Origin of the sequence: Streptomyces chumphonensis (assembly GCF_014779715.1) — a bacterium.
GTDB lineage: Bacteria > Actinomycetota > Actinomycetes > Streptomycetales > Streptomycetaceae > Streptomyces > Streptomyces chumphonensis.
Genome location: NZ_JACXYU010000001.1, coordinates 129,435 through 155,559, shown reverse-complemented (window position 1 = coordinate 155,559; position 26,125 = coordinate 129,435). Strand labels below are relative to the sequence as shown.

Annotated in this window: 5 protein-coding genes; all 5 read left to right on the top strand. The window is 75.9% G+C overall.

Features of this window, described 5'->3' with window-relative positions; genetic code table 11:
* The first annotated feature begins 45 nt into the window (after positions 1-45).
* Genes IF129_RS00485 through IF129_RS00465 form a run of 5 tightly spaced genes read left to right on the top strand, consistent with a single transcriptional unit; the run spans position 46 to position 26,120 of the window.
* On the top strand, positions 46-6,264 hold the full coding sequence (locus IF129_RS00485; RefSeq protein WP_191207366.1) for a non-ribosomal peptide synthetase: 6,219 nt from the start codon (positions 46-48) through the stop codon (positions 6,262-6,264).
* Positions 6,261-13,940, top strand: a complete 7,680-nt coding sequence (locus IF129_RS00480; RefSeq protein WP_191207365.1) for a non-ribosomal peptide synthetase/type I polyketide synthase — start codon at positions 6,261-6,263, stop codon at positions 13,938-13,940. Before IF129_RS00485 ends, IF129_RS00480 begins: the two co-directional genes overlap by 4 nt.
* Positions 13,937-17,209: a non-ribosomal peptide synthetase gene (locus IF129_RS00475; RefSeq protein WP_191207364.1), complete on the top strand. Its 3,273-nt coding sequence runs from the start codon at positions 13,937-13,939 to the stop codon at positions 17,207-17,209. Before IF129_RS00480 ends, IF129_RS00475 begins: the two co-directional genes overlap by 4 nt.
* A complete protein-coding gene (locus tag IF129_RS00470) occupies positions 17,206-24,897 on the top strand; it encodes a non-ribosomal peptide synthetase (protein WP_191207363.1) in 7,692 nt (2,563 codons plus the stop codon). Before IF129_RS00475 ends, IF129_RS00470 begins: the two co-directional genes overlap by 4 nt.
* Positions 24,894-26,120, top strand: a complete 1,227-nt coding sequence (locus IF129_RS00465) for an FAD-dependent oxidoreductase (protein ID WP_191207362.1) — start codon at positions 24,894-24,896, stop codon at positions 26,118-26,120. The genes IF129_RS00470 and IF129_RS00465 overlap by 4 nt, the downstream gene beginning before the upstream one ends.
* Positions 26,121-26,125: the final 5 nt, after the last annotated feature.

The window sequence follows — 26,125 nt, the reverse complement described above, 5'->3', positions numbered from 1 at the left end:
GGCCGTGCCGTCGCGTCGACGCAGCAGGAACAGGAGCAAGCCAGGATGACCGCCCCCACCACCGGGCCGCCCCGAACCGACGCCCCCACCTTCCTCGGGGCCGTTCTGGACCACGCGCGGCGCGACCCCGAGGCCACCGCCTACCGCTTCCTGCCCCCGGGCCACCGGCCCGGGGACCGGGGGTCGGCGATCTCCCGGGGCCGGCTGGACGCCAGGGCGCGGGCCGTCGCCGCGCGCCTGGACCGTCCGGCGGGATCCGGGCCGGCCCCGGCGCTGCTCGTCCTGCCGCCCGGCCACGACTTCTTCGCCGCGTTCCACGGCTGCCTGTACGCCGGGGTGACGGCGGTGCCCTGCCCGCCACCGCGCGCCGCGCGGGACGCCTCCGCCCGGATCGCGGGCATCGCCGAGGACGCCGGGGTCGGCGCCGTCCTCACCACCGCGGACCTCGCGCACACCCTGCGTCAGGCGTGGGGACGGGCGGGCGACGGCGTCCGCTGGATCGAGGTGGACGCCCTCGCGGAGGAGGACGGCACCGACTGGCGACCGCGCGCCGAACCGACCGACGGTCCCGTGCTGCTCCAGTACACCTCCGGTTCCACCGGGCGTCCCAAGGCCGTGGTCGTCGACCAGGCCGCGCTCACCGCCCAGCTCGAGAACTTCCGGACCCTGACCGGGTTCCCCGACGGCGGGTCGGCCGTCAGCTGGATGCCGGTGTACCACGCGCTGGGCCTCGGGCATCTGCTGCTGGCCCAGTACGTCGGGGGCGAAGCCGTCTACATGACGCCCGACGACTTCGTCGACGATCCGGGCCGGTGGCTGCGCGCCATCGGCGACACCCCCGGCCCGGTGCTCGGCGGCGGACCGAACTTCGCCTACGAGCGGTGCGTCGAGGCGGTGGGGGAGGACCGCGTCCGCTCCTACGACCTCTCCTCCTGGCAGACCGCGCTGGTCGGCGGCGAACGGATCCAGCCGCGCACCCTCGACCGGTTCGCCGACGCCTTCGCCCCCGCGGGATTCCGGCGCGAGGCGCTCTTCTGCGCCTACGGACTCACCGAGGCCATGCAGATCGTCCTCGGTGAACACGGGCCCAGGACGCTGACGGTCGACGCCGCGGAACTCGAACGAGGCCGCGTGCGGGTGGCGGAGGGCGACGACGGGGGGCGCGTGCGGACGCTGACCGCGTGCGGGCGTCCCGGGCCCTCCGCGCGGGTGCTCGTGGTCGACCCCGGGACGGGCACCGAGGCGCAGTCCGGCCGGGTCGGCGAGGTGTGGGTCGCCGGACCCGCCGTCTGCCGCGGCTACTGGCGTCGCACGGAGGAGACCGAGCAGACCTTCACCGGACGGCTGGAGGGCTCCACGAGCCCCTGGCTGCGCAGCGGCGACCTCGCCTTCGCCCACGACGGCCGCGTCTTCCTGTGCGGCCGTTCGCGCGAACTCGTCATCATCCGGGGCCGCAACCTCCACCCGCAGGACATCGAGGCGTCCGCCCGCGCGGCGGCCCCGGAGCTGGCGGCCCTGCCCGTCGCCGCCTTCTCCGTGGACGACGAGGAGGGCGAGCGCCTGGTCGTCGTCCAGGCCGTGCCCCGCGCCGCCGAACCGGAGTCCGGCGCCCTCGCGGAGCCGGCCGCCCTCGCCGACCGCATCCGGCGCGCCGTCGCCTCCGACCACGAGGTCGAGGCCGAGGTCGTGCTGGTCGAGCCGGAGGAGATCGCCTACACCGACAGCGGCAAGATGCGCCGCACCGGCTGCCGGCAGGCGTACTCCGACGGCGAGCTGACCGTGCTGCACACCACCGGACCCTCGGCGGAGCGTCGCGCCGACGGTGACGCGGCACCCGGCGCCGGCGGAGCGTTGCGCGTCCTGGTCGGCTCCCTCCCGGCCGAGCTGCGCCGCCCGGTCGCCGCGGCCGAGGTGCGCCGCCGCCTCGCGGCGGCCACCGGGCTGCCCGCCGACGCCATCGGGGACGACACGCCCCTGGTCGCGCTGGGTCTGGAGTCGCTCCGCGTCATCGCGCTCCGCTACGGGCTGGAACGCGACTTCGCGGTGTCCCTGCCCACGGCGGGCCTCCTGCGCGGCACCGTCGCCGACCTCGCCGCACGGATCGCCGAGGACACCGGCGACCGGGGCGGCGGCACGCCGTGGCCCGAGCTGGTGGCCGACCCGGCCCGCCGCCACGAGCCGTTCCCCCTCACCGAGATCCAGCAGGCCTACCTCGTCGGCCGCAGCACCGCGTACGACCTGGGCGGCTCCTCCATCCACCTCTACCTGGAGGTGGCCGCCGAGGGCATCGACGTCCGGCGGCTGGGCGAGGCGCTCGACCGGCTGGTGCGGCGTCAGGAGATGCTGCGGGCGGTCGTCAGCGCCGACGGGCACCAGCGCATCCTGCCCGTCGAGGAGGTGCCCGCCGTCCACATCCCGTGCCACGACCTGAGCGGGGCGGACGAGGATGCGGTCCGGCGACACCTGGCGGCGGTGCGCGAGGAACTCGCCCACCAGGTCCTGCCGCTGGACTCCTGGCCCATGTTCGACATCCGCGCCACCGCGCTGGGCGGCGACCGCCACCGGATCCACATCAGTCTGGACCTCCTGGCGTTCGACGTGGCGAGCGTGCGGCTGTTCTTCCTGGAGTGGGGGGACCTGTACGCCGACCCCGCCGCCCAGCCGCCGCCCCCCGAGGTCTCCTTCCGCGACTTCGTGCTCGCCGCCCGACGGATCGAGCAGACCCCCGTCCACGCCGCGTCGCGCGCCTACTGGCTCCAGCGGGTGCCCACCCTGCCACCCGGCCCCGAACTCCCCCTGCTGCCGGTGCCCGAAGGGGGCGCCGCCCGCGTCCCGGTGCGCCGACGCCACCGGGCGCGGCTGGACGCCGAGCGCTGGAGCATCCTGCGTGAGCGCGCCCAGGAGCGTGGCCTGACGCCCTCCGCCCTGCTGCTGGCGGCCTACGCCACCGTGCTGGGCACCTGGAGCGCCACCGGCCACTTCACCCTCGACGTGCCGCTGTTCAGCCGCTGGCCGCTGCACGAGCGGATCGACGACATCCTCGGCGACTTCACCTCGGTGACGCTCCTGGAGGTCGACCTGCGGCCGGGCGACGGTGTCGCGGGTCTGGCCACGCGGATCCAGCGCCGGCTGTGGGAGGACCTGGAACACCGCTACTTCAGCGGCGTGGAGGTGATGCGCGAGATCTCCCGCACGCGCGGCCTGCCCGCCTCGGCCTTCGCCTCCGTCGTGTTCGCCAGCACCCGCGAGCACGGCCGCGACCAGGACTTCTCCCAGGGCGAGTGGGGCACGCGCTGGATGGGCGAGACCGTGGCCGGAGTCACCCAGACCCCCCAGGTCCTCCTGGACCACCAGGTCTTCGAGGACGACGGCGTGCTGTCCTACAACTGGGACGCGGTGGCCGACCGCTTCCCCGAGGGCATGGTCGAGGAGATGTTCGGGGCCTACCGCACCCTCCTGGAGGAGCTGGCGGACGGTGCGGACGCCTGGTCGCCGGGCGGGTTCGACCCCCTCCCCGCGTCCCACCGGGCCCTGGTGGCGGAGGCCAACGACACCGCCGCCCCCGTGCCCGAACAGCATCTCTTCACGGGCATCGTCGAGCAGGCCCGCGAGCATCCCGACCGCACCGCGCTGATCGCCCCGGACCGCCGGCTGACCTTCGCCGCCCTCCACGATCACGCCCGCCGACTGGGGCGCGCCCTGCGCGACCAGGGCGCCCGCCCCGGCGACCTGGTCGCCGTCCACCTGCCCAAGAGCGCCGAACAGGTGGTCGCCGCCGTCGCGGTCCACCTCGCGGGCGCCGCCTACCTGCCGGTCGATCCCGACCTTCCCGAGCGGCGCCGGCACACGATCCTCGAACGGGGGCTGGTCCGCCTCGCCCTCGTGCCGTCCGGGGCGGCCCCGGACCTGCCCGCCGGCGTCGTCGCCGTCCCCGTGGACCTCGACGAGCCCCCCGAGGAGGACGGCGGCCCCCTGGACCCGGTCCAGCGTCCCACCGACCCCGCCTACGTGCTGTTCACCTCCGGCTCGACGGGCGAGCCCAAGGGCGTCGTGCAGACCCACCGGGCCACCCTCAACACCCTCCTCGACGTCCGGGAGCGCCTGGGCGTGGGGGCGGGGGACGTGGCCCTCGGGCTCTCGTCGCTCAGCTTCGACCTGTCGGTGTGGGACGTGTTCGGCGTGCTCGGCGCGGGCGGCACCCTGGTGCTCCCCGAGCCGTCCGCCGTCCGCGACCCCGGCCGCTGGCTGGAGCTGGCGGCCGAGCACGGCGTCACCCTGTGGAACTCCGTGCCCGCCCTGCTGCGGATGCTGGTGGAGCACCTGTCCGGCACGCCCACGAGCGCTCCGCATCCCGCGCTGAAGACCCTGCGCGCGGTGTGGCTGTCCGGCGACTGGATCCCCGTGGACCTCCCCGACCGGATCAGGGCGCTGGCCCCCGGCGCCGCCGTCACCGCCTCGGGCGGACCCACCGAGACGGCGATCTGGTGCGTGGCCAACCCGCTCGGCGACGTCGATCCGCGATGGGACTCCATCCCCTACGGCCGTCCCATGCGCAACCACACCCTCCACGTCCTGGACGACCGGATGCTGCCGTGCCCCGTCGGGGTCCCCGGCGAGATGTACATCGGGGGAGCGGGCCTGGCCGAGGGCTACTGGCGGGACGAGGAGCGCACCGCGGCCTCCTTCGTCACCCACCCCGGCTCCGGTCAGCGCCTCTACCGCTCGGGCGACCTGGGCCGCTGGCTGCCGGACGGCAACCTGGAGATCCTCGGCCGCGACGACCTCCAGGTGAAGATCGGCGGCTTCCGCGTCGAACTGGGCGAGATCGAGGCGGCGCTGACCCGCCACCCGGAGGTCGCCGAGGCCGCCGTCGTCGCCACCGGAACCGACCGGCACGCCCGCGCGTTGGCCGCCTGCGTCGTCCCGGCGGCCTCCCCTCCCGACCGCGCCGCCGACCGCGCCGAGGACGGCCGGGACGCCTACGACGCCGAGGAACTGGGCGAGGTGGTCACCGACCCCGTCGAGCGGCTGGCGTTCAAGGCCCGCCGGGCCGGGCGCCGCACCGATCTCGACGGCCGGCGCCACCGCCTGCCGACGGCGGACGAGGAGGCGTCCCGCGACCCGCACGCCCGTGTCAGCCACCGCCGGTACGACGAGCGCCCGGTGCCGTCGGCCGAACTGGCCCGGCTGCTGGCGCCACTGAGCAGCCGGGAGGACGGACCCTTCCCCAAGTACGCCTACGCCTCGGCCGGTTCCCTCTACCCCGTCCAGACCTACCTCTACGTGGCCGAGGGCCGGGTGGACGGCCTGGCGGGCGGGACGTACTACGCCGACCCCGCCACGCGCGAGCTGGTCGCGATCGACCCCGGGGCCCGGCTGGCGCCCGACCTCCACGTCGAGGCCAACCGGGCGACGTTCGCCGGGTCGGCCTTCTCTGTCCTGCTCGTCGCCGACCACGCGGCCATCGACCCGCTCTACGGTCGCCGGAGCCGGGACTTCTGCCTCCTGGAGGCCGGCCTGATGGCCCAGCTGCTGGACACGGCCGCGACCGAGGGCCCCCTGGGCCTGTGCCAGTTGGGTCTGGTCCGCTCCACGCCCGCGCTCCGCGCCGCGCTGCGCCTGGAGGACGGACGCCACGAAGTGCTGCACGCGCTGGTCGGCGGGCTGCGCCCGGCGCACGACCGAACGGGGCCGGGCGAGGCGGGGACGGCCCCGGACCCCGCGGACGGCGGGCCGCTGGCCGAGCGGCTCCGCTCCCACCTGGCGTCCCTGCTGCCGTCGTACATGGTCCCGGCCGCGATCACCGAACGGGCGGCGCTGCCGCTGACGGCCAACGGCAAGGTGGACCGGGGAAGGCTGGCCTCCGAGGCGACCTCCGCCGCACCGCGCCCCGGCTCCTACGTGGCGGCCGAGGGCGATCTGGAACGCACCGTCCAGGAGGTCGCCCAGCGCACGCTGGAGATCGACGCGATCGGGGTCACCGACAACTTCTTCGACCTGGGAGCGACGTCCGTGCGGGTCGTCCAGGTGCACCGGGAGCTGTGCGCGGCGCTCGGCCGCACCTTCCCGCTGCTGAGCCTCTTCGAGCACACCACGGTGCGCCGCCTCGCGGAGTTCCTCGACGGCGGCGGCGACACCACCGGGGCGGCCCGGCAGGGACGCGACCGCGCCCGCATGCGCCGTGCCGCGAACCGCCGGGCACCCGGACGCCGTCCGATGCCGCCCACCGCGCCGACGCCGCACCAGGAAGGCCCTCACGCATGACAACGCCCCGCTACAACGGTCCGAGCGACGGCGCCGCCGGCGTGCTCGACGGCGGCGAGATCGCCGTCGTCGGCATGGCCGGCCGGTTCCCCGGCGCGTCGAACGTGCGCGCCTTCTGGGACAACCTGCGCCACGGCGTGGAGTCGGTGACCTTCTTCGAGGACGAGGAACTGCTCGCCAGGGGAGTGCCCGCCGACCTCCTCGCCGACCCCGCCTACGTCAAGGCGGGTTCCCTGCTGGCGGACGTCGACCTGTTCGACGCGGCGTTCTTCGGCTACAACGCCCGCGAGGCGGCCCTGCTCGACCCGCAGCAGCGGCTGCTGCTGGAGACGGCGCACACCGCGCTGGAGGACGCGGGCTGCGTCCCCTCCGCCGTCCCCGGCGCGATCGGCGTCTACGCGGGCAGCAGCCTGTCGACCTACCTCGTCTCCAACCTCCTGGCGGGCCGCGCCGGCTTCACCGACGTCGCCGAGACCCTCGAACTGCTCGTCACCAACGACAAGGACTACCTCGCCAGCCGGGTCAGCTACCGCCTGAACCTCAGCGGCCCGGCCGTGGCGGTGCAGACGGCCTGCTCCTCCTCCATGGTGGCGCTGCACCTGGCCACCCAGGGGCTGCTGTCCTACGACTGCGACGTCGCGCTGGTCGGCGGCGCCTCCGTGCGGGTCCCCCAGGGGCGCGGATACCTGCACCGCGACGGAATGATCTTCTCCGCTGACGGGCACACCCGACCCTTCGACGCGGACGGCACCGGGACCATGTTCGGCAGCGGGGTCGGGGTGGTCGTGCTCAAGCGGCTCGCCGACGCGCTCGCCGACGGCGACCGCGTGGACGCGGTGATCAGGGGAACGGCGGTCAACAACGACGGCGCGGCCAAGATCGGGTACACCGCCCCCGGCGTCGACGGCCAGGCCCGGGTCATCGCCACGGCGCTGGGCGTCGCGGACGTCGAACCCGACACCGTCACCGCGATCGAGGCCCACGGCACCGGCACCCCCCTCGGCGACCCGATCGAGATCACCGCCCTGGCCCGGGCCATGGGGCCGTCGGCCGGGGGCGCCTCCTCCTGCGCCATCGGGTCGGTGAAGTCCAACGTCGGCCACCTCGCGGAGGCGGCCGGCATCACCGGACTGATCAAGGCGGTGCTCCAGCTCAGGTACCGGGAACTCGCACCGTCGCTCCACTTCGAGCGCCCCAACCCGCGCCTCGACCTCGACTCCGGCCCCTTCCACGTCGTCACCGGGCCGACGGAGTGGAAGACCGACGCCGTCCCGCGCCGCATCGGCGTCAGCTCCTTCGGCATGGGCGGGACGAACGCCCACGCCGTCCTGGAGGAGGCGCCCCCCGTGCCGCCCGCCCGCCCTCTCACCCGCGACCTGTACCTGCTGCCGCTGTCCGCCCGCACCCCGGCCGCCCTGGAGAGCGCCACCGACGAGCTGGCCACGGCGTTGGACGGCGAGGCCGGCCGCGCCCCGGCCGACGCCGCGACCACGCTGCAACGCGGGCGGGCCGCCCACCCCCACCGCCGGCTGGTGGTGACCCGCGACGCCGCCGACGCCGCCCGCGCCCTGCGCGAACGCGACGCGGAGCGGGTGGCCACCGGACAGGCGTCCGAGGTGCCGCGCGTCGTCCTGATGTTCCCGGGCCAGGGCAGCCAGCACCCCGGCATGGGCGCCGGGCTCTACCGCGCCGAGCCGGTCTTCCGCGAGCAGGTCGACCTCTGCGCCGAGACCCTGGCCGGGGAACTCGGCCTGGACCTGCGGGAGCTGATCCTGCCCGGTCCCGGCACCGACCCGCGCGCCGCCTCGGCGCGGCTGCGCGCCACGGAGCTGGCGCAGCCCGCCCTCTTCACGGTCTCCTACGCCCTCGCCGAACTGCTCGACGGTCTCGGGGTGCGGCCGGACGCGCTCATCGGGCACAGCGTCGGCGAGATCGTCGCCGCCTGCCGCGCGGGGGTGATGTCCCTGCCCGACGCGCTGCGCCTGGTCGCCGTGCGCGGGCGCCTGATGGGGGCCCTGCCCCCCGGCGGGATGCTCTCGGTGGCCCTGCCCGAGGAACGGGTGCGCGCGACGCTGCCCGCCGGACTGTCCCTCGCCGCCGTCAACGGCCCCGAGCTGTGCGTGGTCTCCGGCCCCTCCACGGCGCTCGACGCCTACGCCGAGCAGCTGGCCGACCAGGGCGTCGGCGGGCGGCCGCTGCACACCTCGCACGCCTTCCACTCCGCCATGGTCGAGCCGATGCTGGAGGAGTTCACCGCCGCCGTTTCCGCGCTCGACCTCCACGAGCCGCAGGTGCCCTACGCCGCCAACCGCACCGGGACCTGGGCGACGGCGGCCGAGGCCACGGACCCGGAGCACTGGGCCCGCCACGTGCGCGAGCCGGTGCGCTTCGGCGACGGGATCCGCCTGGTGACCGAGCAGGGCCCGACGGTCCTGGTCGAGGCCGGACCCGGAACGGTGCTGTCCGCCCTGGCCCGGCCCGCCGCCCGCGGCCGGGGCGCCACCGCGGTCTCCTGCCTGCCGCCCGCCGCCGAGGACGGGGAGCGCGACGAGGCCCTGCGGTTCACCGAGGCGCTGGGACGGCTCTGGCTGGCGGGCGCCGAACTGGACTGGGAACGCGTCCAGGGCGGGACGGGCCACCGCATCGCCCTGCCCACCCACCCGTTCGAGCGGCGCCGGTACTGGATCGAGCCGGCCGCGGGCGGCGAGCGGACCGCCGGCCTGCCCGAGGTCACGGCGCCCGAACCGGACACCCCGGCGCCGCTCGTCCTCTCCGGCGACCTCGACCCGCGTCCGCCCCTGACGACCCCCTACACCGAGCCCCGTGACGACCGCGAGCGGCGGCTCGCGGGCATCTGGCAGGAGCTGCTGGGCGTCGCGCCCGTCGGCGTCCACGACAACTTCATGGAGCTGGGCGGCCACTCGCTGCTCGCCGCCCGGGTGGCCGAGCGGATCAAGGCCGACCTCGGTGCCGCCGTCGCCCTCCGGGACCTGCTGGCCGACCCGACCATCGCCGGCCTGACCGCCCTGCTGGGCGGCTCCGCCCCCGCCGCCCCCGACGCGGGGGAGGACGGCGAACGCCTGCCCGCCGCCGTCCCCGACCCCGAGCACCTGCACGAACCGTTCCCGCTCTCGGAGATGCAGCAGGCCCAGTGGATCGGCCGCATGGGCAGCTTCCAGGGCGGCGGGGTCGCCGCGCACGTCTACTGGGAGGTGGATCTCGACGGGGAGGTCGACGTCCACCGGCTGGAGGCCGCCTGGCAGCGGGTCGTCGACCGGCACGACATGCTCCGCGCCGTCATCGACGACGACGGGCGTCAGCGGATCCTGCCCGACACCGGCCCCTACCGCTTCGCGGTGCTGGATCTGCGGGACGCGGACGCCGAGGAGGGCGACGCCACCCTGGAGGAACTGCGCGCGGACCTCTCCCACGAGATCCGTCCGGCCGACCGCTGGCCGCTGTTCGACATCCGCGTCACCCTGCTCGCCGACGGCCGCACCCGGCTGCACCTCAGCTTCGACCTGCTCATCGCCGACATCGGCAGCATCCGGCTCCTGGTGCGGGACTGGCGACGGTACTACCAGGGCCGCGAGGAGGAGATCCGCCCGCTGCGCCTGTCCTACCGGGACTACGTCCTGGCCTCCGAGGAGGTCCGCTCCACCGCCCTGTACAAGCGGTCCCTGGCCTACTGGCGCGACCGGGTGGCCGACCTGCCACCGGGACCGGACCTGCCCCTGGCCCTCAACCCCGCCTCGCTCACCGAGCCCGAGTTCACCGCCCGCGACGCGGTCGTGCCCACCGACGCCTGGGGCCGCTTCAAGGAGCGCGCGGCGGCGGCCGGGGTGACGCCCTCGGCCGCGCTGCTCGCCGCGTACGCGGCCGCCCTGGGGACCTGGGCGCGCGAGCCCCGCTTCACCCTCAACGTCACCGTCATCAACCGCCTGCAGGTGCACGAGGACGTCCGCGACCTGGTCGGCGAGTTCGCCTCCTTCGACCTGCTGCCGGTCGACCTCGCGGACGGCCCCGGTCTCGCCGACCTGGCCGCCGCGCTCCAGCGGCAGAGCTGGGAGGACCTGGAGCACCGGTACCTCAACGGCGTGGAGATCCTGCGCGAGATGGCCCGCGTGCGCGGCGGCACCAGCGGCTCGGTCATGCCCGTCGTGTTCACGAGCACGCTGGTGCAGGAGAACGCGGCCGAGGACGCCTCGATCTTCGGCTGGCTCGGCTCCGTCCTGCACGAGATCGCCCAGACCCCGCAGGTGTGGCTGGACTTCGCGGTGATGGAGACCGCCGAGGGCGTGCAGCTCAGCTGGCACTGGGTGCGGCAGCTGTTCCCCGACGGCGTGATGGAGGCGGTCTTCGACACCTTCCGCACCCTGGTCGAGGAACTGGCCGCCTCCGACGACGCCTGGCGCGCCGCCGTCCCCTGCCCCCTGCCGGCACCGCAGGCGGAGCTGATCGAGGCCGTCAACGCCACCGAGGGCCCCGTGCCCGAGGGGCTGCTGTACGGACCGCTGATGGAGCGGGCCGCACAGCGTCCCGACCGGGTCGCCGTGGTGGCCCACGACCGGGAGGTGACCTACGGGGAACTGCGCCGCCACGCCTGCGTCCTGGCCCACCGGCTGCGCACCCTGGGCACCGGCCCCGGCCGCCTGGTGGCCGTCGCCGCGGACAAGGGCTGCGAGCAGGTCGTCGCGGCCCTCGCCGTGCAACTCGCGGGCGGCGCCTACCTGCCCGTCGACCCGGACCTGCCCGCCGAGCGCCAGGACCACCTGTGCGAACGCGGCCGGGTGCGGTTGGTGCTGACGCGCGTCGGCGGCCCCGAGCGGGAGTGGCCCGACGGCGTCCGCACGGTCGAGGTCGACCTCGACGCCGACCCCGGCGACGCACCCGGTGCCGACGGCACCCCGCCCGAGCCCGTCCAGACCCCGGCCGACCCGGCGTACACGATCTTCACCTCCGGCTCCACCGGCGAGCCCAAGGGCGTCGTCCTCTCCCACCGGGCCGCGCTGAACACGCTCGTCGACATCAACGAGCGCTTCGGTGTGGGCGAGGACGACGCGGTGCTCGGGCTGTCCTCGCTCAGCTTCGACCTCTCGGTCTACGACGTCTTCGGGGTCCTGGGAGCCGGCGGCCGGCTCGTCCTGCCGCGCCCCGGAACCAGCCGCGACCCCGAGCACTGGGACGCCCTGGTGCGGCGGCACGGCGTCACCCTGTGGAACTCCGTGCCCGCACTGATGCAGATGTACGTCGAACACCTCTCGGGCCCCGAGCGCGGCGCCGCGGAGCGGGGCCGGCCGCCGCTGCGGCTCGCCCTGCTCTCCGGCGACTGGATCCCCCTCGACCTGCCCGTCCGGCTGCGTGAACTCGCGCCCGACCTGCGCGTCGTCAGCCTCGGCGGCGCCACCGAGGCCGCCGTGTGGTCGATCTTCCACCCCGTCGACCCGGACGTGGCCGCCGACCCGGAGTGGGACTCCGTCCCGTACGGCACGCCCCTGCGCAACCAGACCTTCCACGTGCTGGACGGGCGGCTGCGGCCGTGCCCGGTGTGGTCCGTCGGCGAGCTGTACATCGGCGGCGTCGGCGTCGCGGAGGGCTACTGGCGCGACGAGGAGCGCACCGCCGCCTCCTTCGTCACCCACCCCGTCACCGGTGAACGCCTCTACCGCACCGGCGACCTCGGCCGCCGGCGGCCGGACGGCACGATCGAGTTCCTCGGCCGGGAGGACTTCCAGGTCAAGGTGGGCGGCTTCCGGATCGAGCTGGGCGAGATCGAGGCGGCCCTGCTGCGGCACGACGGCGTGCGGGAGGCGGCCGTGACGGCGCCCGGCGACCGGCACAACCGCCGGCTCGTGGCCTACCTCGTCCCCGGCACGCCCGGCGGGGAACGCGGCCCGGAGAGCGACCGGGAACTGACGGAAGCGGTCCGGTCCCTCGTCGAGGGGGTGCTGCCCGCCTACATGGTCCCGGCGGCCTTCGTCGTCCTGGACCGGATGCCGCTCAGCTCCAACGGCAAGGTGGACCGCTCCGCCCTCCCCGACCCGACCGCCCCGACGGCCGGGAGCGACGCCGGGGCCGGTCCGCTGGCCGCCCGGCTCGCCGAGATCGTCGCGGAGGTCGTGGGCACCCCGGGCGTCGGCCCGGGGGACAACTTTTTCTCGGTCGGCGGCAACTCGATCATGGGCATCCAGGTCGTCTCCCGCGCCGCCGCCGAGGGGCTGGAGTTCAGCGCCGCCGACCTGTTCCAGCAGGAGACCCTCGCCGAGCTCGCCGCCGTGCTGGAGGCCCGGGGCACCGAACTGCCCGGCTCCGGCGCCACCGCCGAGCTCACACCGCGCCAGGCCCAGCTGCTGGCCGACGGGACGGTGCCGCGCGGCGTCCACCGCGCGGAGCTGGCGGTCGGACCCGAGCTCGAACCGGCCGTCCTGGACCGGGCGCTGGCCGCCCTGGTCGCCGCGCGCTCCGCCCTGCGCACCCGGCTGGTCGAGGACGAGGGCGGCTGGTTCCGCCGCTCCGCCCCCGCCGACGCGGACGGGACCGGCACGGAGACCTCCGTGCCCCTGATCGACCTGGGCTCCCTCCCCGAGTCCGCGCGGGAGCCGGCGCTGGAGCAGATGGCCGCGGAGATGCGCGAGGAGCTGTGCCCGGTGCGCGGTCCCGTCACCAAGGCGGCGCTGTTCGACCTCGGCACGGCCGGCCGCCGCCTGCTGTGGCTGGTGCACGAGGCCGCCGTGGACGGCCCGTCGTCCTCGGCCCTGCTGGAGGAACTCGCCCGCGCCGCCGACCGGGCGGCCGGGGGCGCGGAGCCGGTGTGCGACGCCGAGGACACCGAGGCCCTGCGGCGGCTGGTCCGGTCGGCCGCCTCGGGGCACCTGCCCGACGACGGCGGGGCGAGCCGGACGGAGACCGGTCGGGGCCCGTCCGGCGGGGCGCCCCTCGTCCCCGACGAGGGCGACGTGCTCCACCGGCTCGGCGCCGAACTGACCCATCAGGAGACCGCCGACCTCCTCAAGGGGACCGCCACCGCCTACCGCCTCACGGTGGTCGAGACCCTGGCCGCCGCCCTCTGTCTCGCCCTCGGCACCCTGGACGGCCCGGACGCGGTCCGGGTCGGCGTCGAGCGGGACCCCCGCGTCGCGCCCTCGGCGCACGAGGGCGACGCCCACGCGATCGGCAGCCTGGCCACCGTGCGGTCCCTGGTCCTGGTCGCGGCGACGGACCCGGACGCGGCGCTGGTCGCGGCCAAGGAGACCTGCCGGGCCGCGCCGCCGGCACCGGACGCGGACCCGCCGGGCGTCCTCCTGCGCCACCTGGGCGCCGCACCGGAGTCCGCCGGGGTGCTCACCGCGCTCCACCCGCCCGTCACCGAGGGCGGCCACCCGCTCGTCGTCAGCACCCGGCTCACGGGCGGACGGCTGTCCCTGTCCGTGTCCTGCCGCTCCGGCGAGGCGCCGCCCGACGTCCTGTCACCGCTGGCGGACGCCCTCGCCGACGCGCTGTGGCGCATCGCCGACCACTGCCGGACGCCGGGCACCGGATCACTCAGCCCCAGCGACTTCCCGCTGGCGGGCCTCGACGCGGACGAGCTCACCGCGTTCGTCGACGCGCTCGGCACCGACGGCGGTGACGCCCACGACCCGAACAGCCCGCAGGCACACGCCGAGGAGACCCGATGAAGCCCGACACGCTCCAGGACGTCTACGAGCTGGCGCCCGTCCAGGAGGGCATGCTCTTCCACAGCCTCTTCGCGCCCGAGTCCGGCGTGTACGTCGAGCAGCTCACCTTCACCCTGCGCGGCACCCCGGACCACGGGGCCTTCCGGCGGGCCTGGCAGGACGTCGTCGACCGGCACCCCGTCCTGCGCACCGGGTTCCACTGGGAGGAGGTCGGCAAGTCCCTCCAGGCGGTCCACCGCCACGCCCCGCTGCACGTCGAGGAGATCGACTGGCGCGGTCTGCCGGAGGACGAACAGGAGCGCCGATACCGTCAGTTCACGGCCGAGCACCGGCGCCGGGGCTTCGATCTGCGCAGACCCCCGCTGATGCGGGTGGCCCTCGTCCGCTGCGGGGACGACCTCCACCGGCTCTTCTGGAGCTTCCCCCACCTCGTCATGGACGGCTGGTCCTTCGGCCTGGTCCTGGCGGAGTTCGCCGAGAACTACGCCGCCCGCGCCGCCGGGACGCGGCCCTCTCCGGCCCCCGCCCGCCCCTACCGCGACTACGTCGCCTGGTGGAACGGGCGGGACCTGGGCAAGGCCGAGGAGTACTGGCGGCGGGCGCTGTCGGGGTACGAGCCGCCCGAGGCCCTGGAGATCGGCCCCCGGCCGCCCGGCGACGACGGCCCCGGCCACGGCTTCGTCCCCGACCGCTCGCTCGGCTCCCTGGTGCGCGACCTGGACTCGCTGGCGCGGGAGACCCGTCTCACGCTCAACACCCTGGTCCAGGGCGCGTGGATGCTGCTGCTCTCCCGCTACACCGGACGTGACGACGTCATCAGCGGCGCCACCTCCACCCACCGCCCCGTCGACCTGCCCGGCGCCGAAACCATCGTCGGCCCGATGATCACCACCACCCCGGTGCGGGCCCGCATCGACCCGGAACGCCCCCTGCTGCCCTGGCTGCGGCAGCTCCAGGACGAGATGACCGAGGCGCGCGAACACGCGGACGTCCCGCTGCACCTGTTCCCCCGCTGGGCCGGGCTGCCCGGCGGCGGGGTCCCCCTGTTCGAGACCGACCTCGCCTTCGAGAACACCCCGGCGCCCGAGATGGCGCTGCACGGGCTGGAGATCGTCGACTTCGCCTACGACGGACGTCCCCACTACCCCCTCACCATGGTCGTGTTCCCCCAGGAGGACCTGCCGCCCCGGCTCGTCCACGACCGGCGGCGGTTCGCCGAACCGGCCGCCGAACGACTGGCGGGCCACTTCCACGAGCTCCTGGCCCAGATGGCGGCGGCCCCCGGCGGCCGACTGGGCGACGTCGAGCCCTACACCCCCCGCGAGCGGGCCCGCATCGTGGGCGGCGGTCACGCCCCGCAGCCCGTCCCCGACGCGCCCTGCCTGCACGAGATCTTCGCCGAACAGGCCGCTCGCACCCCCGGAGCCACCGCCCTCGTCTGCGGCGACGACCGGCTCACGTACCGGGAACTGGACGAGCGCGCCAACCGGCTCGCCCGCCGACTGCGGGAACTCGGAGCCGGGCCCGGTGAGCGCGTCGGCCTGTGCCTGGAGCGCTCCACCGACCAACTGACGGCCGTCCTCGGCGTCCTGAAGTCCGGCGCCGCCTACGTCCCGCTGGACCTGGCGCAGCCCGCCGCCCGCATGGCCGACGTCCTCGACGACGCCGACGTGCGCGTCCTCGTCACCCACGCGGCGGCGGCCGACCGCGTGCCGCCGGTCGCCGGGCCCGTGGTGGACCTCGACCGGGACGCTGCGGAGATCGCCGCGCTGGAGCCGTCGGCCCCCGACTCCGGGGCCGCTCCCGGGGACCTGGCCTACGTCCTGTTCACCTCCGGCTCCACCGGCCGCCCCAAGGGGGTGGAGGTGACCCACACCAACGTCGTCCGCCTGGTGCGCGGCGCCGAGACCCTCTTCGACGTCGGCCCGCGGGACGTGTGGAGCATGTTCCACTCCTACGCCTTCGACGTGTCCGTCTTCGAGACCTGGGGCGCCTTCGCCACCGGAGCGCGCCTGGTGGTCGTGGACCGCGACACCGCGCGCTCGCCCGAGGCCCTGCACGGGCTGCTCGCGGGCGAGGGGGTCACGGTGCTCAGCCAGACCCCCTCGGCGTTCGGCCCCTACACCCGGCACGCGCTGGACCACGGCGGTGAGCGCCCGCCCCTGCGCTACGTGATCCTCGCCGGCGAGTACCTCGACGTTCCCTCCCTCGCCCCGTGGTTCGAGCGCTTCGGCGACGACGCGCCCCGCCTGGTCAACATGTACGGCATCACGGAGACCACGGTCCACGCCACCTTCCACCGCGTCACCGCCGCCGACACCGCCTCCGGCGTCCGCAGCCCCATCGGGCGTCCCCTGCCGGACCTGCGCATCCACCTGCTCGACCGGTACGGCCGGCCCGTACCGCCCGGGGTGTGCGGCGAGATGTACGTCTCCGGCCCGGGCGTCGCCCGGGGCTACCGCGGCCTGCCCGAGCTGACGGCCGAGCGCTTCCTGGAGGACCCCTTCACCGGCGACGGCTCGCGCATGTACCGCTCCGGCGACCTGGCCCGGCTGCTGGAGAACGGGGAGCTGGAAGTGCTCGGCCGGGCCGACGACCAGGTGAAGATCCGCGGCTTCCGGGTGGAGCCCGGAGAGGTGGCCGCCGCGCTGCGCGGGCACCCGGGCGTGCGGGAGGTGCTGGTGGCCGCCCGCCAGGAGGCTCCGGGCGACGTGCGGCTGGTCGCCTACGTGGTCCCGTCCGGGGCGGAGTCGGGCGCCGACACCGAGACCGGGACGGGGGACGGGGCGCTCGCGGCCGGGCTGCGGGCTCGGGCCCGGGACCGGCTGCCGGAGTACATGGTCCCCTCGGCGTTCGTGCTCCTGGACGAGCTTCCGCTGACGGCCAACGGGAAGGTGGACCGGCGCGCTCTGCCCGCGCCGGACGGACGCCGCCCGGGCGCCGCCGGTGACTACACCGCCCCCCGGGACGCACTCGAGACCGAGATCGCCCGGGTGTGGGCCGAGGTCCTCGGCGTGGACCGGGTCGGCGCGCACGACGACTTCTTCGCGCTCGGCGGGCACTCCCTCCTGGCCACCCGGGTCGTCGGCAGGCTGCGGGTCGCGCTGGGCCGGGAGGTCCGGGTGCGCACCCTGTTCGACCGGCCGGTGCTCTCCGCACTCGCCGAGGCCCTGCGCGGCCCGACCGCCCCGGCCGCCGAGGGCCCCGCCCTCCTCGCCCGGCCCCGCACCCCGGTCCGCCGCCCGGCTGCCGGTGAGGAGCGCCCGTGACCGTCGACGCGCACCACGGCAGCCCGGCCGGACCGGCCACCGTCCCCGGAGCACCGCAGAGCGGCACCGACGAGCACTGCTACGTCCTGCCCACCTCCTTCGGGCAGCGGCGGCTGTGGTTCCTCGCCCAGCTCGCCCCCGACAGCGCCGCCGCCTACCTCGGCCACGGCGCCACCCGGCTGCGCGGCCCCCTGGACACCGCGCTGCTGCAGCGCTCCGTGGACACCCTGGTACGGCGGCACGAGACCCTGCGCACGTCCCTGGCCGAGCTGGACGGCGAACCGGTACAGCTCGTGCGTCCCGACGGCCGGCTCCCCGTCACCGTGACGGACCTGTCCGCCTCGGCCGACCCGGAGGCCGGGCTGCGGACCCTGGTGGAACGGGAGGTCGCCCGGCCCTTCCCCCTGGACACCGCGCCGCTGGCCCGGGTGACCCTCTACCGGCTCGCACCCGAGGACCACGTGCTCGTGGTGACCTTCCACCACGGCATCGGGGACATGTGGTCCGGCGCGGTCCTGGTGCGTGAACTCGCCGCCTGCTACCGGGCCCACGCCCGGGGGGCCGAGCCGGAGCTGCCCGACCTGCCGGTCCAGTACGGCGACTACGCGGCGTGGCAGCGCGAGCTGCTGGAGAGCGGTGAACTCCTCGGCCAGATCGCCTACTGGCGACGGCGGCTCGCGGACCTGCCGGTGCTGGAGCTCGCCTGCGACCGGCCCCGTCCGGCCGTCCAGTCCTTCCGGGGCGCGGTCCGCACCGCACGGCTGCCCGCCCCGCTGGTGCGCGGGCTCAGGCGGCTCGGGCGGGAGCGGGGCGCCAGCCTGTTCATGGTCCTGCTCGCGGGGTTCTCGGTCCTCATGTCGCGCTACTCCGGCCAGCGGGACGTACCCGTCGGCTCGCCGGTGGCCGGCCGCGACCGGCCCGAGCTGGAGCACCTGATCGGGCTGTTCATCAACACGCTCGTGCTGCGCACCGACGTCTCCGGCGACCCGTCCTTCGCCGAGCTGGTCGACCGGGCCCGGGAGACCAGCCTGGAGGCCTACGCCCACGCGGACGTGCCCTTCGAGCGGCTGGTGGAGGAGCTCCGGCCACCCCGGGACCTGTCCCGGGGCGCGCTGGCGCAGGTGATGCTCATGCTGGGCAACACACCGCGCGACGACCTGCGGATGCCGGGCCTGGAGACCGAGCCCGTCCGGATCGACCCCGGTACGGCGAAGCTCGACCTCTTCCTGACGTTCCTGCCGGAGACGGGGACGGAGACCGGGGCGGACCCGGACGCGTCCGGGGAGGACGGCGGACTCCGCGCCGAACTGGAGTACAGCACCGACCTGTTCGATCCCGCCACCGCGGACCGGATGCTCACCCAGCTGTGCACGCTGCTGGAAGCGGCCGCCGCCGCGCCGCACCGCCGGCTGTCCGAGCTGCCCGCCCTGCCCGAGGACGAGGCGCGACTGCTGGAGCGGTGGGGCACCGGCGGGACCGCCCCGGTGCGCGATGTCCTCCTGCACGACATGGTGCGGGAGCAAACGGCGCGGGACGGTGGACGCACCGCCGTGTTCCTGGACGGCTCCCGGCTGACGTACGCCGAACTGGACGCGCGGGCCAACCGCCTCGCCCACCACCTGCGGCGCCTGGGGGTCCGTCCGGAGGAGCGCGTGGCGGTCTTCACCGAGCGTACGCCCGACCTGCTGGTCGCCCTCCTCGGCGTGCTCAGGTCGGGGGGCGCCTACGTGCCGGTCGATCCCGACTACCCGGCCGAGCGCGTCCGGTACCTGCTGGCCGACTCCGGGGCGCGGTTCCTGGTGGGCCACACGAGCCTGACCGACCGGCTCCCCGAGCACGACGTGCACCTCGTGCTGCTGGACGAGGAGCGCTGCCGGGCCGCCGTCGAGGCCGAGAGCGCGGAGTACCCCGAGACGGTGAACGGCCCGCAGGACCTGGCGTACGTCATCTACACCTCCGGCTCCACCGGGCGTCCCAAAGGCGTGCTGGTGCCCCACGGGCGGTTGCCGAACCTCCTGGACTCCATGCGCCGCGCACCCGGCCTGAGCGAGCACGACGTCGTGGCCGCCACCATCACCCACGCGTTCGACATGTCGGTGCTCGACTTCTTCCTGCCGCTGACCACGGGCGCGGCCGTCGCGCTGGTGCCCCGGGCCGACGCGGTCGACGGGGACCGGCTGGCCGCCCGCATGGCGGCCACCGGAGCCACGTACTGGCAGGCCACGCCGGCCGCCTGGCAGCTGCTGCTGGACACCGGTTGGCGGGCCTCCGGGCCCTTCCGCGGCCTGTGCGGGGCCGAGCCGCTGTCCTCGGAACTGGCCCGGCGGATGGCCCGCGCCGGCGTCGAGGTCTGGCAGGTGTACGGGCCGACCGAGACCACGGTGTGGGCGTCCTGCCACCGCTACACCGAGGGCGAGGACCCGGTGCCGCTGGGGCGGCCGCTGCCCAACACCCGCTTCCTGGTCCTGGACGCGGCGGGCCGCCCGGTACCGCTGGGCGTGCCCGGCGAGCTGTACATCGGCGGCCCGGGCGTGACCCGGGGCTACCACGGCAAGCCGGAGCTGACGCGGGCCCACTTCGTGCCGGACCCGCGGGGCGGGGAGGGCGCCGGCCGCGTGTACCGCACCGGCGACCTCGTCCGCTACCGCGCCGACGGCACCCTGGAGTTCGTCGGCCGCGCGGACTCCCAGGTGAAGGTGCGCGGCTTCCGTGTCGAGCCGGGCGAGGTCGCGGCCGTGCTGCGCGAGCACGGCGACGTGCGCGACGCCGTGGTCGTCCTCCGGGAGGACACCCCGGGGGACCGCCGGCTCGTCGGCTACGCCGTGCCCGAAGGCGTCCCGGACGACGTCGACGCCCTGGCGGGGGAGTTGCGGCGGACGGCCCGGGCACGTCTTCCGGAGTACATGGTCCCGGCGGCTGTCGTCGTCCTCCCCGCCTTTCCCCGCACCCCCAACGGCAAGGTGGACCGCCGCGCCCTGCCCGCGCCCGGCGCCGCCTCCCGCGACCGCGCGCCGGAGTTCACCGAGCCCCGCACGGCGACGGAGCGACAGGTGGCGGCCGTGTGGGCCGACGTCCTGGGCCTGGAGAGCGTCGGGGCGCACGACGACTTCTTCACCCTCGGGGGCCACTCGCTGCTCGGCGCCCGTGCTGCGGTCCGGCTGGGCGAGAAGCGCGGCGTCAAAGTGCCCGTCCGGCTGCTGTTCGACCACCGCACCGTCGCCGCCCTCGCCGCCAAGCTCGACGGCCCGACCGCCTCTCCGCCCGAACCCCGGGACGGGCCGGCGCCGCTCCCGAGGCGGCCGGAGGCGGACGGCCCCCACCGGGGCCGCCTCCTGCTGCCCGCCTCGCCCGGCCAGAAGCGGCTGTGGTTCCTGCACCGGCTCGAACCGGACAGCGCCCGCGCCTACCTGATGCCCGGCCGGGTGGAGCTCGACGGCCCCCTCGACGCGGACGTCCTGCGCCGCGCGGTGAACCTGCTGGTGGAGCGGCACGAGACGCTGCGCACCGCCTTCGCCGAGGTGGACGGCGAGCTCTTCCAGGCGGTCGCCCCCGCCGCGCGTGTGCCCGTCGCGGCGCTCGACCTGACCGCCCTGCCGGAGGGGGAGCGCGCCGCCGCCCGCGAACGCCTTCTGAACGAGGCGGCGTCCACGCCCTTCGACCTGGGCCGTCCGCCCCTGGTGCGGGTGACGCTGCTGCGCACGGCGCCGGAGCGGCACGTGCTCACGGTGGTCTTCCACCACGCCGTGTGCGACCGCTGGTCCGTCGCCGTCTTCGTCCGCGAACTGGTGGCCGCCTACGACGCCCTGCTGCGCGGCGGGGAGGCGGACCTGCCGCACCTGCCGGTGCAGTACGGCGACCACGCGGCCTGGCAGCGCGACCTGCTGGCGGGCCCGGAGGCCGACCGTCGGCTCGCCCACTGGCGGGACCGCCTGCGCGACCTTCCCGTCCTCGACCTGCCCACCGACCGGCCCCGCCCGGCCGTGCAGACCTTCCGCGGCGCACGGCGCGTCAGGGCCCTGCCCGTGGAACTGGTCCGCGCCCTGGAGGAGGTGGGCCGGCGGGGGGACGCCACCGTGTTCATGGTCCTCCTCGCGGCCTACGGCGTGCTGCTGTCGCGCCACAGCGGACAGCGGGACCTCGCCGTGGGGTCGCCGGTGGCCGGCCGGGACCGCTCCGAGGCGGAGCACCTGATCGGGTTCTTCGTCAACACGCTGGTGCTGCGCACCGACCTGACGGGCGACCCCTCCTTCACCGAGCTGATGGCCCGCGTCCGGAGCACCTGCCTGGACGCCTACGCCCACGCGGACGTGCCCTTCGAACGCCTGGTCGACGAGGTGGGGGCCGCCCGGGACCTGTCCCGGGCGCCGCTGGTGCAGGCCGTGCTCTCCTTCGGCAACATCGACATCCCCGAGGTCCGCATGGGCGGCGCGGACGTCCGCCCGCTGGAGACCTCCACCGGAACCTCCAAGTTCGACCTGGTGCTGGAGGTCCTGCCGCGCGGCGGCGCCTGGCAGGCCGCCCTGGAGTACAACACCGACCTGTTCGACGAGGCCACCGCCGACCGCCTGCTCGACCACCTGACCGAGATCCTCGACGCCGTGGCCGAGGCCCCCGGGCGGAGGCTGTCCGAGCTGCCCGCCACCCGGGCGGCCGACCGCGCCGACCTGGAACGCTGGGGCCGTGGCCCGGACCGTGCCCTGCCCGGGGCGCCGGCGCACCTGCTGTTCGAGGAACAGGTCCGCGAACGGCCGGACGCCACCGCCCTGTTCGGCCCCGGGGGCGAGCTCGCCTACGCCCGGCTCAACGCCCGCGCCAACCGGCTCGCCCGCCGGCTGCGGACGCTCGGGGTCGGCCCCGGCACCCTGGTCGCCCTGTGCGCACACCGCTCGGCCGACACCTACACCGGCATCCTCGGCATCCTCAAGGCGGGCGGCGCGTACGTGCCGGTCGATCCCGGCCACCCACCGGAGCGGGTCCGGTACCTGCTGGCCGACAGCGCGGCGTCCGTCGTGCTCACCCAGCAGGACGTGCGCGAACGCCTCGGCGGCCTCCTCGGCGCGCGCCACCGCCACGTCGTGCTCCTCGACCGCGACCACCGGGAGGACCCCGGCCCCGGGGACGCGGACGCGACGGACCTCAAGCCGCTCAGCGGCCCGGACGACCCGGCGTACGTCATCTACACCTCCGGCTCCACCGGGCGTCCCAAGGGCACCGTGGTGACCCACCGGGGGGTCGCGGACCTCCACCTCAGCCGCGACCTGATCCCGGTCGGCCCGGACGACCGCGTGCTGGCCTTCGCCTCCACCGGCTTCGACGCCTCGGTGTGGGAGTGGACGATGGCCCTGCTCGGCGGCGGCGCCCTGGTGCTGCCCCCGGCCGACGACGCCGCGGCGGGCGTGGACGTCGCCGAGACCGTCCGCGACCACGCGGTGACGGTCGCGCTGCTGCCGCCGTCGCTGCTGGCCCTCCTCGACCCCGCCGAGACGCCCACCCTGCGGACCGTCGTCTCCGGCGGAGAGGACTGCTCCGCCGCCGTGGCGGCCCGGTGGGCCCCGTACGTGCGGCTGGTCAACGCCTACGGACCGACCGAGGCCACCGTCTACGCCACCCTCTCCGGGGCCCTGACCGGAGCGGGGCACCCGCCGATCGGGCGTCCCGTGCCCAACGCCCGGCTCTCCGTCACCGACGCCGACGGGCGCCCGGTGCCCGTCGGGGCGCCGGGCGAACTGCGGATCGCCGGGCCCGGGGTGGCGCGCGGATACCTCGGCCGGGCGGACCTCACCGCCGAGCGGTTCCTCCCCGACCCCGAGCACCCGGGCGACCCCGCCCCGCGGGTGTACCGCACCGGGGACCTGGTGCGGTACCTGCCGACCGGCGAGCTGGAGTACCTCGGCCGCCAGGACGAGCAGACCAAGATCCGCGGCTTCCGGATCGAGCCGGGAGAGGTCGAGGCGGTGCTGCGCGGCCACCGGTCCGTCGCGGACGTCGTGGTCGCCGCCCGCGAGGACGGCGTGGGCGACCGGACGCTGGTCGCCTACGTGGTGCCCCGCCCGTCCACCGCGTCCGACGGTGCGGCGGGGACCCGGCTCATCGGCGAACTGCGGGCCCTGGCCCGAGAACACCTGCCGGCCTACCTGGTCCCCGCCCACCTGATGCTCCTCACCGCGCTCCCCTCGACCCCCACCGGCAAGGTGGACCGCGCGGCGCTGCCCGCGCCCGTCACCGGCGGCGCCCACGCCGACGGAACCCGCACCGCGCCGGCCACCCCCACCGAGGAGCGGCTGTGCGGACTCTTCGCGCGCGTGCTCGGAGCCGAACGCGTCGGCGCGCTCGACGACTTCTTCGCCCTCGGCGGCAACTCCCTGTCGCTCTCGCGGCTGCACGCCCTGGTCAGGGACGCGTGGCCGCAGGCGCGGGTGCCCCTGCGCCTGCTCTTCGAGCAGCCCACCCCCCGGGCCGTGGCCGAGGCGGTCACCGGCGGCCCTGAAGGCCACCACGCACCGGACCCGGCCGCCGACGTCTCGCTCGATCCGGCCGTGCGCGTGCGCGGGGCGTGGACCTGGCGGGAGCACCCCCGAACGATCCTCCTCACCGGCGCCACCGGCTTCCTGGGCGCCTTCCTCCTGAAGGCGCTGCTGGAGACCACCTCGGCCCGGGTGGTGTGCCTGGTCCGCGCCGAGGGGCCGGAGCGGGCCGCCGCCCGCCTGGAGGAGCACCTGCGCGGCCTGGGGCTGTGGGACGAGCGCACCCGCGCCCGGACCCGGGCCCTGCCGGGCGACTTCTCCCGCCCCGCGCTGGGCCTGGGGGAGGAGGCCTTCGCCCGGCTGGCCGCCGACGTCGACGAGATCCACCACTGCGGCGCCAGCGTCAACTTCGGCCGCCCCTACGCCGACCTGCGCGAGGCCAACGTCGGCGGCGTCCGGGAGATCCTGCGGCTGGCCTGCACCGGACCTGTCAAGCCCGTCCACCACGTCTCGACCCTCTCGGTGTTCTCCCTGCGTGGCGAGGGCGACCTCATGGCGTACGAGGACGAGCTGCCCGCCGAGCCCCCGTCCGCCGAGAACGGCTACAACCAGAGCAAGTGGGTGGCCGAGAAGATCGTCGCGCTGGCCCGGGAACGCGGCGTGCCGGTCTCCGTCTACCGCCCCGGCCGCATCGCCGGGGACACCGTCAGTGGGATCTGGCGCACCGACGACGTGTTCTGCCACGTCCTGCGCGCCTGTGCGGTCGTGGGCGCGGTGCCCGAACTCGCCTTCAGCACCGACATCGTCCCCGTGGACCACATCGCCGCCGTCATCGCCCGCGTCGCCCGGGCGCGGGAGAACCTGGGCGGGACCTACCAGTTCGCGGGCGCGGAGCGGCTCCGCTTCGACACCGTCTCCGAGGCGCTGGAGCGAGCCGGGTACCCGGCCCGCCGGCTGCCCTACCCCGACTGGTACGAGCTCTGCCGACGTCACGCGGAGTCCCGGTCCGACAGCGGACTGGGCCCCACGCTCTCGCTGTTCGGCAAGCGGGTCGAGGACGACCGCGGCGGCCTGCGCGAGCCCGTCTTCGACACCGCCCACACCCGCCGGGCCTCCGGCGGGCTGCGCCCCGCGACGGTGGACGCCGCGCTGCTGGAGCGCTACCTGCGCTCCCTGGCCGCCACCGGCTTCCTCCCCCCGCCCTCCTCGAAAGGCACCGCATGACCGCACGCCCCACCGTCCTGATCGCTGGCGCCGGCGTCGGCGGCCTGACCGCCGCCCTGGCCCTGCGCGGGTACGGGTTCCCGGTCCGGCTGTACGAGCGCAGGAGCGGTCGCGCCATCGAGACCGGCGGCACCGGGCTGAACCTCTGGAGCAACGCCACCACCCTCCTCGCCCGCCTCGGCCTCGGTGAGCGCCTGGCGGCGAGCACCACCCGGATCGAGCGCGGACAGGTCGTCTCCGAGCGGAACGTGCCGATGGTCCGCATCCCGGTGCAGCGCTACACCGCACCGGGCAGCAGTCCCGGCGTCACCCTCGCGCGCGGCGAGCTGGTGCGCGTGCTGCTGGAGGCCTGCGAGGCCGCCGGGGCCGACGTCGTGTTCGGCCGGACGGTCACCGGCCACCGCGACGAGGGCGACCGCGTCCGCCTGCTGCTCGACGGGGGCGCGGAAGCCGAGGGGGACGTCCTGCTCGGCGCCGACGGCATCCGCTCCCGCACCGCCGCGCAGGTGCCCGGCGACGCCGAACCCGTCTACAGCGGGGTGACGACCTACCGGGGCGTCAGCGACGGCAGCGGCGGAGTGCCCCCGGAGACGGTCCACTTCTTCCAGGGGCCGGGCGGTGTCAACGGAGGCGCCTGGCACGTCGGGCGGGGCCGTGTGGCGTGGACCGTGGGCCACTTCGCCCCGGCCGGGGGGCGGGACGAGCCCGGCACGCTGCGCGAACGGGCCCTCGGCCTCGTCGAGGGCTTCACCGGACCGCCCCGCGCCATCGTCGCCGACACCCCCGAGGAACGGATCATCCGCACCGACCTCTACCACCGCCCCTGGCGGGAGACCTGGGGCGCGGGACGGGTCACCCTGCTCGGGGACGCCGCCCACGCCATGCCCACGGTGCTCGGCCAGGGCGCCTGCCAGGCCATCGAGGACGCGGCCGTCCTCGCCGGTGAGCTGGCGGCGTCCCCGGCCGACCCGGTCGCCGCCCTGCGCTCGTACGAGCGCGTCCGCAAGGAGCGCGTCGCCTGGGTGCGCGACCGCGTCTTCAAGGTCGGCGGCGCGCCCCGGGTGGACCACCCGCTGCTCCGCCCGCTGTTCGTGCGGCTGACCCGCCTCCTCGCCGTCCGCGGCCAGGAGGAGATGTGGCGCGGCCTGCAGCGCCCGCCGCACCTGCCCGTCCCCCTCCCGGCGCGGCCCGCCCGGAACCAGCCGCCCTCCACCCACCGCTGAGAGGA

What these genes read in the sequence shown, in the direction of transcription:
- IF129_RS00485 (WP_191207366.1), top strand. Translation starts at nt 46, where the DNA reads ATGACCGCCCCCACCACCGGGCCGCCCCGAACCGACGCCCCCACCTTC.
- IF129_RS00480 (WP_191207365.1), top strand. Translation starts at nt 6,261, where the DNA reads ATGACAACGCCCCGCTACAACGGTCCGAGCGACGGCGCCGCCGGCGTG.
- IF129_RS00475 (WP_191207364.1), top strand. Translation starts at nt 13,937, where the DNA reads ATGAAGCCCGACACGCTCCAGGACGTCTACGAGCTGGCGCCCGTCCAG.
- IF129_RS00465 (WP_191207362.1), top strand. Translation starts at nt 24,894, where the DNA reads ATGACCGCACGCCCCACCGTCCTGATCGCTGGCGCCGGCGTCGGCGGC.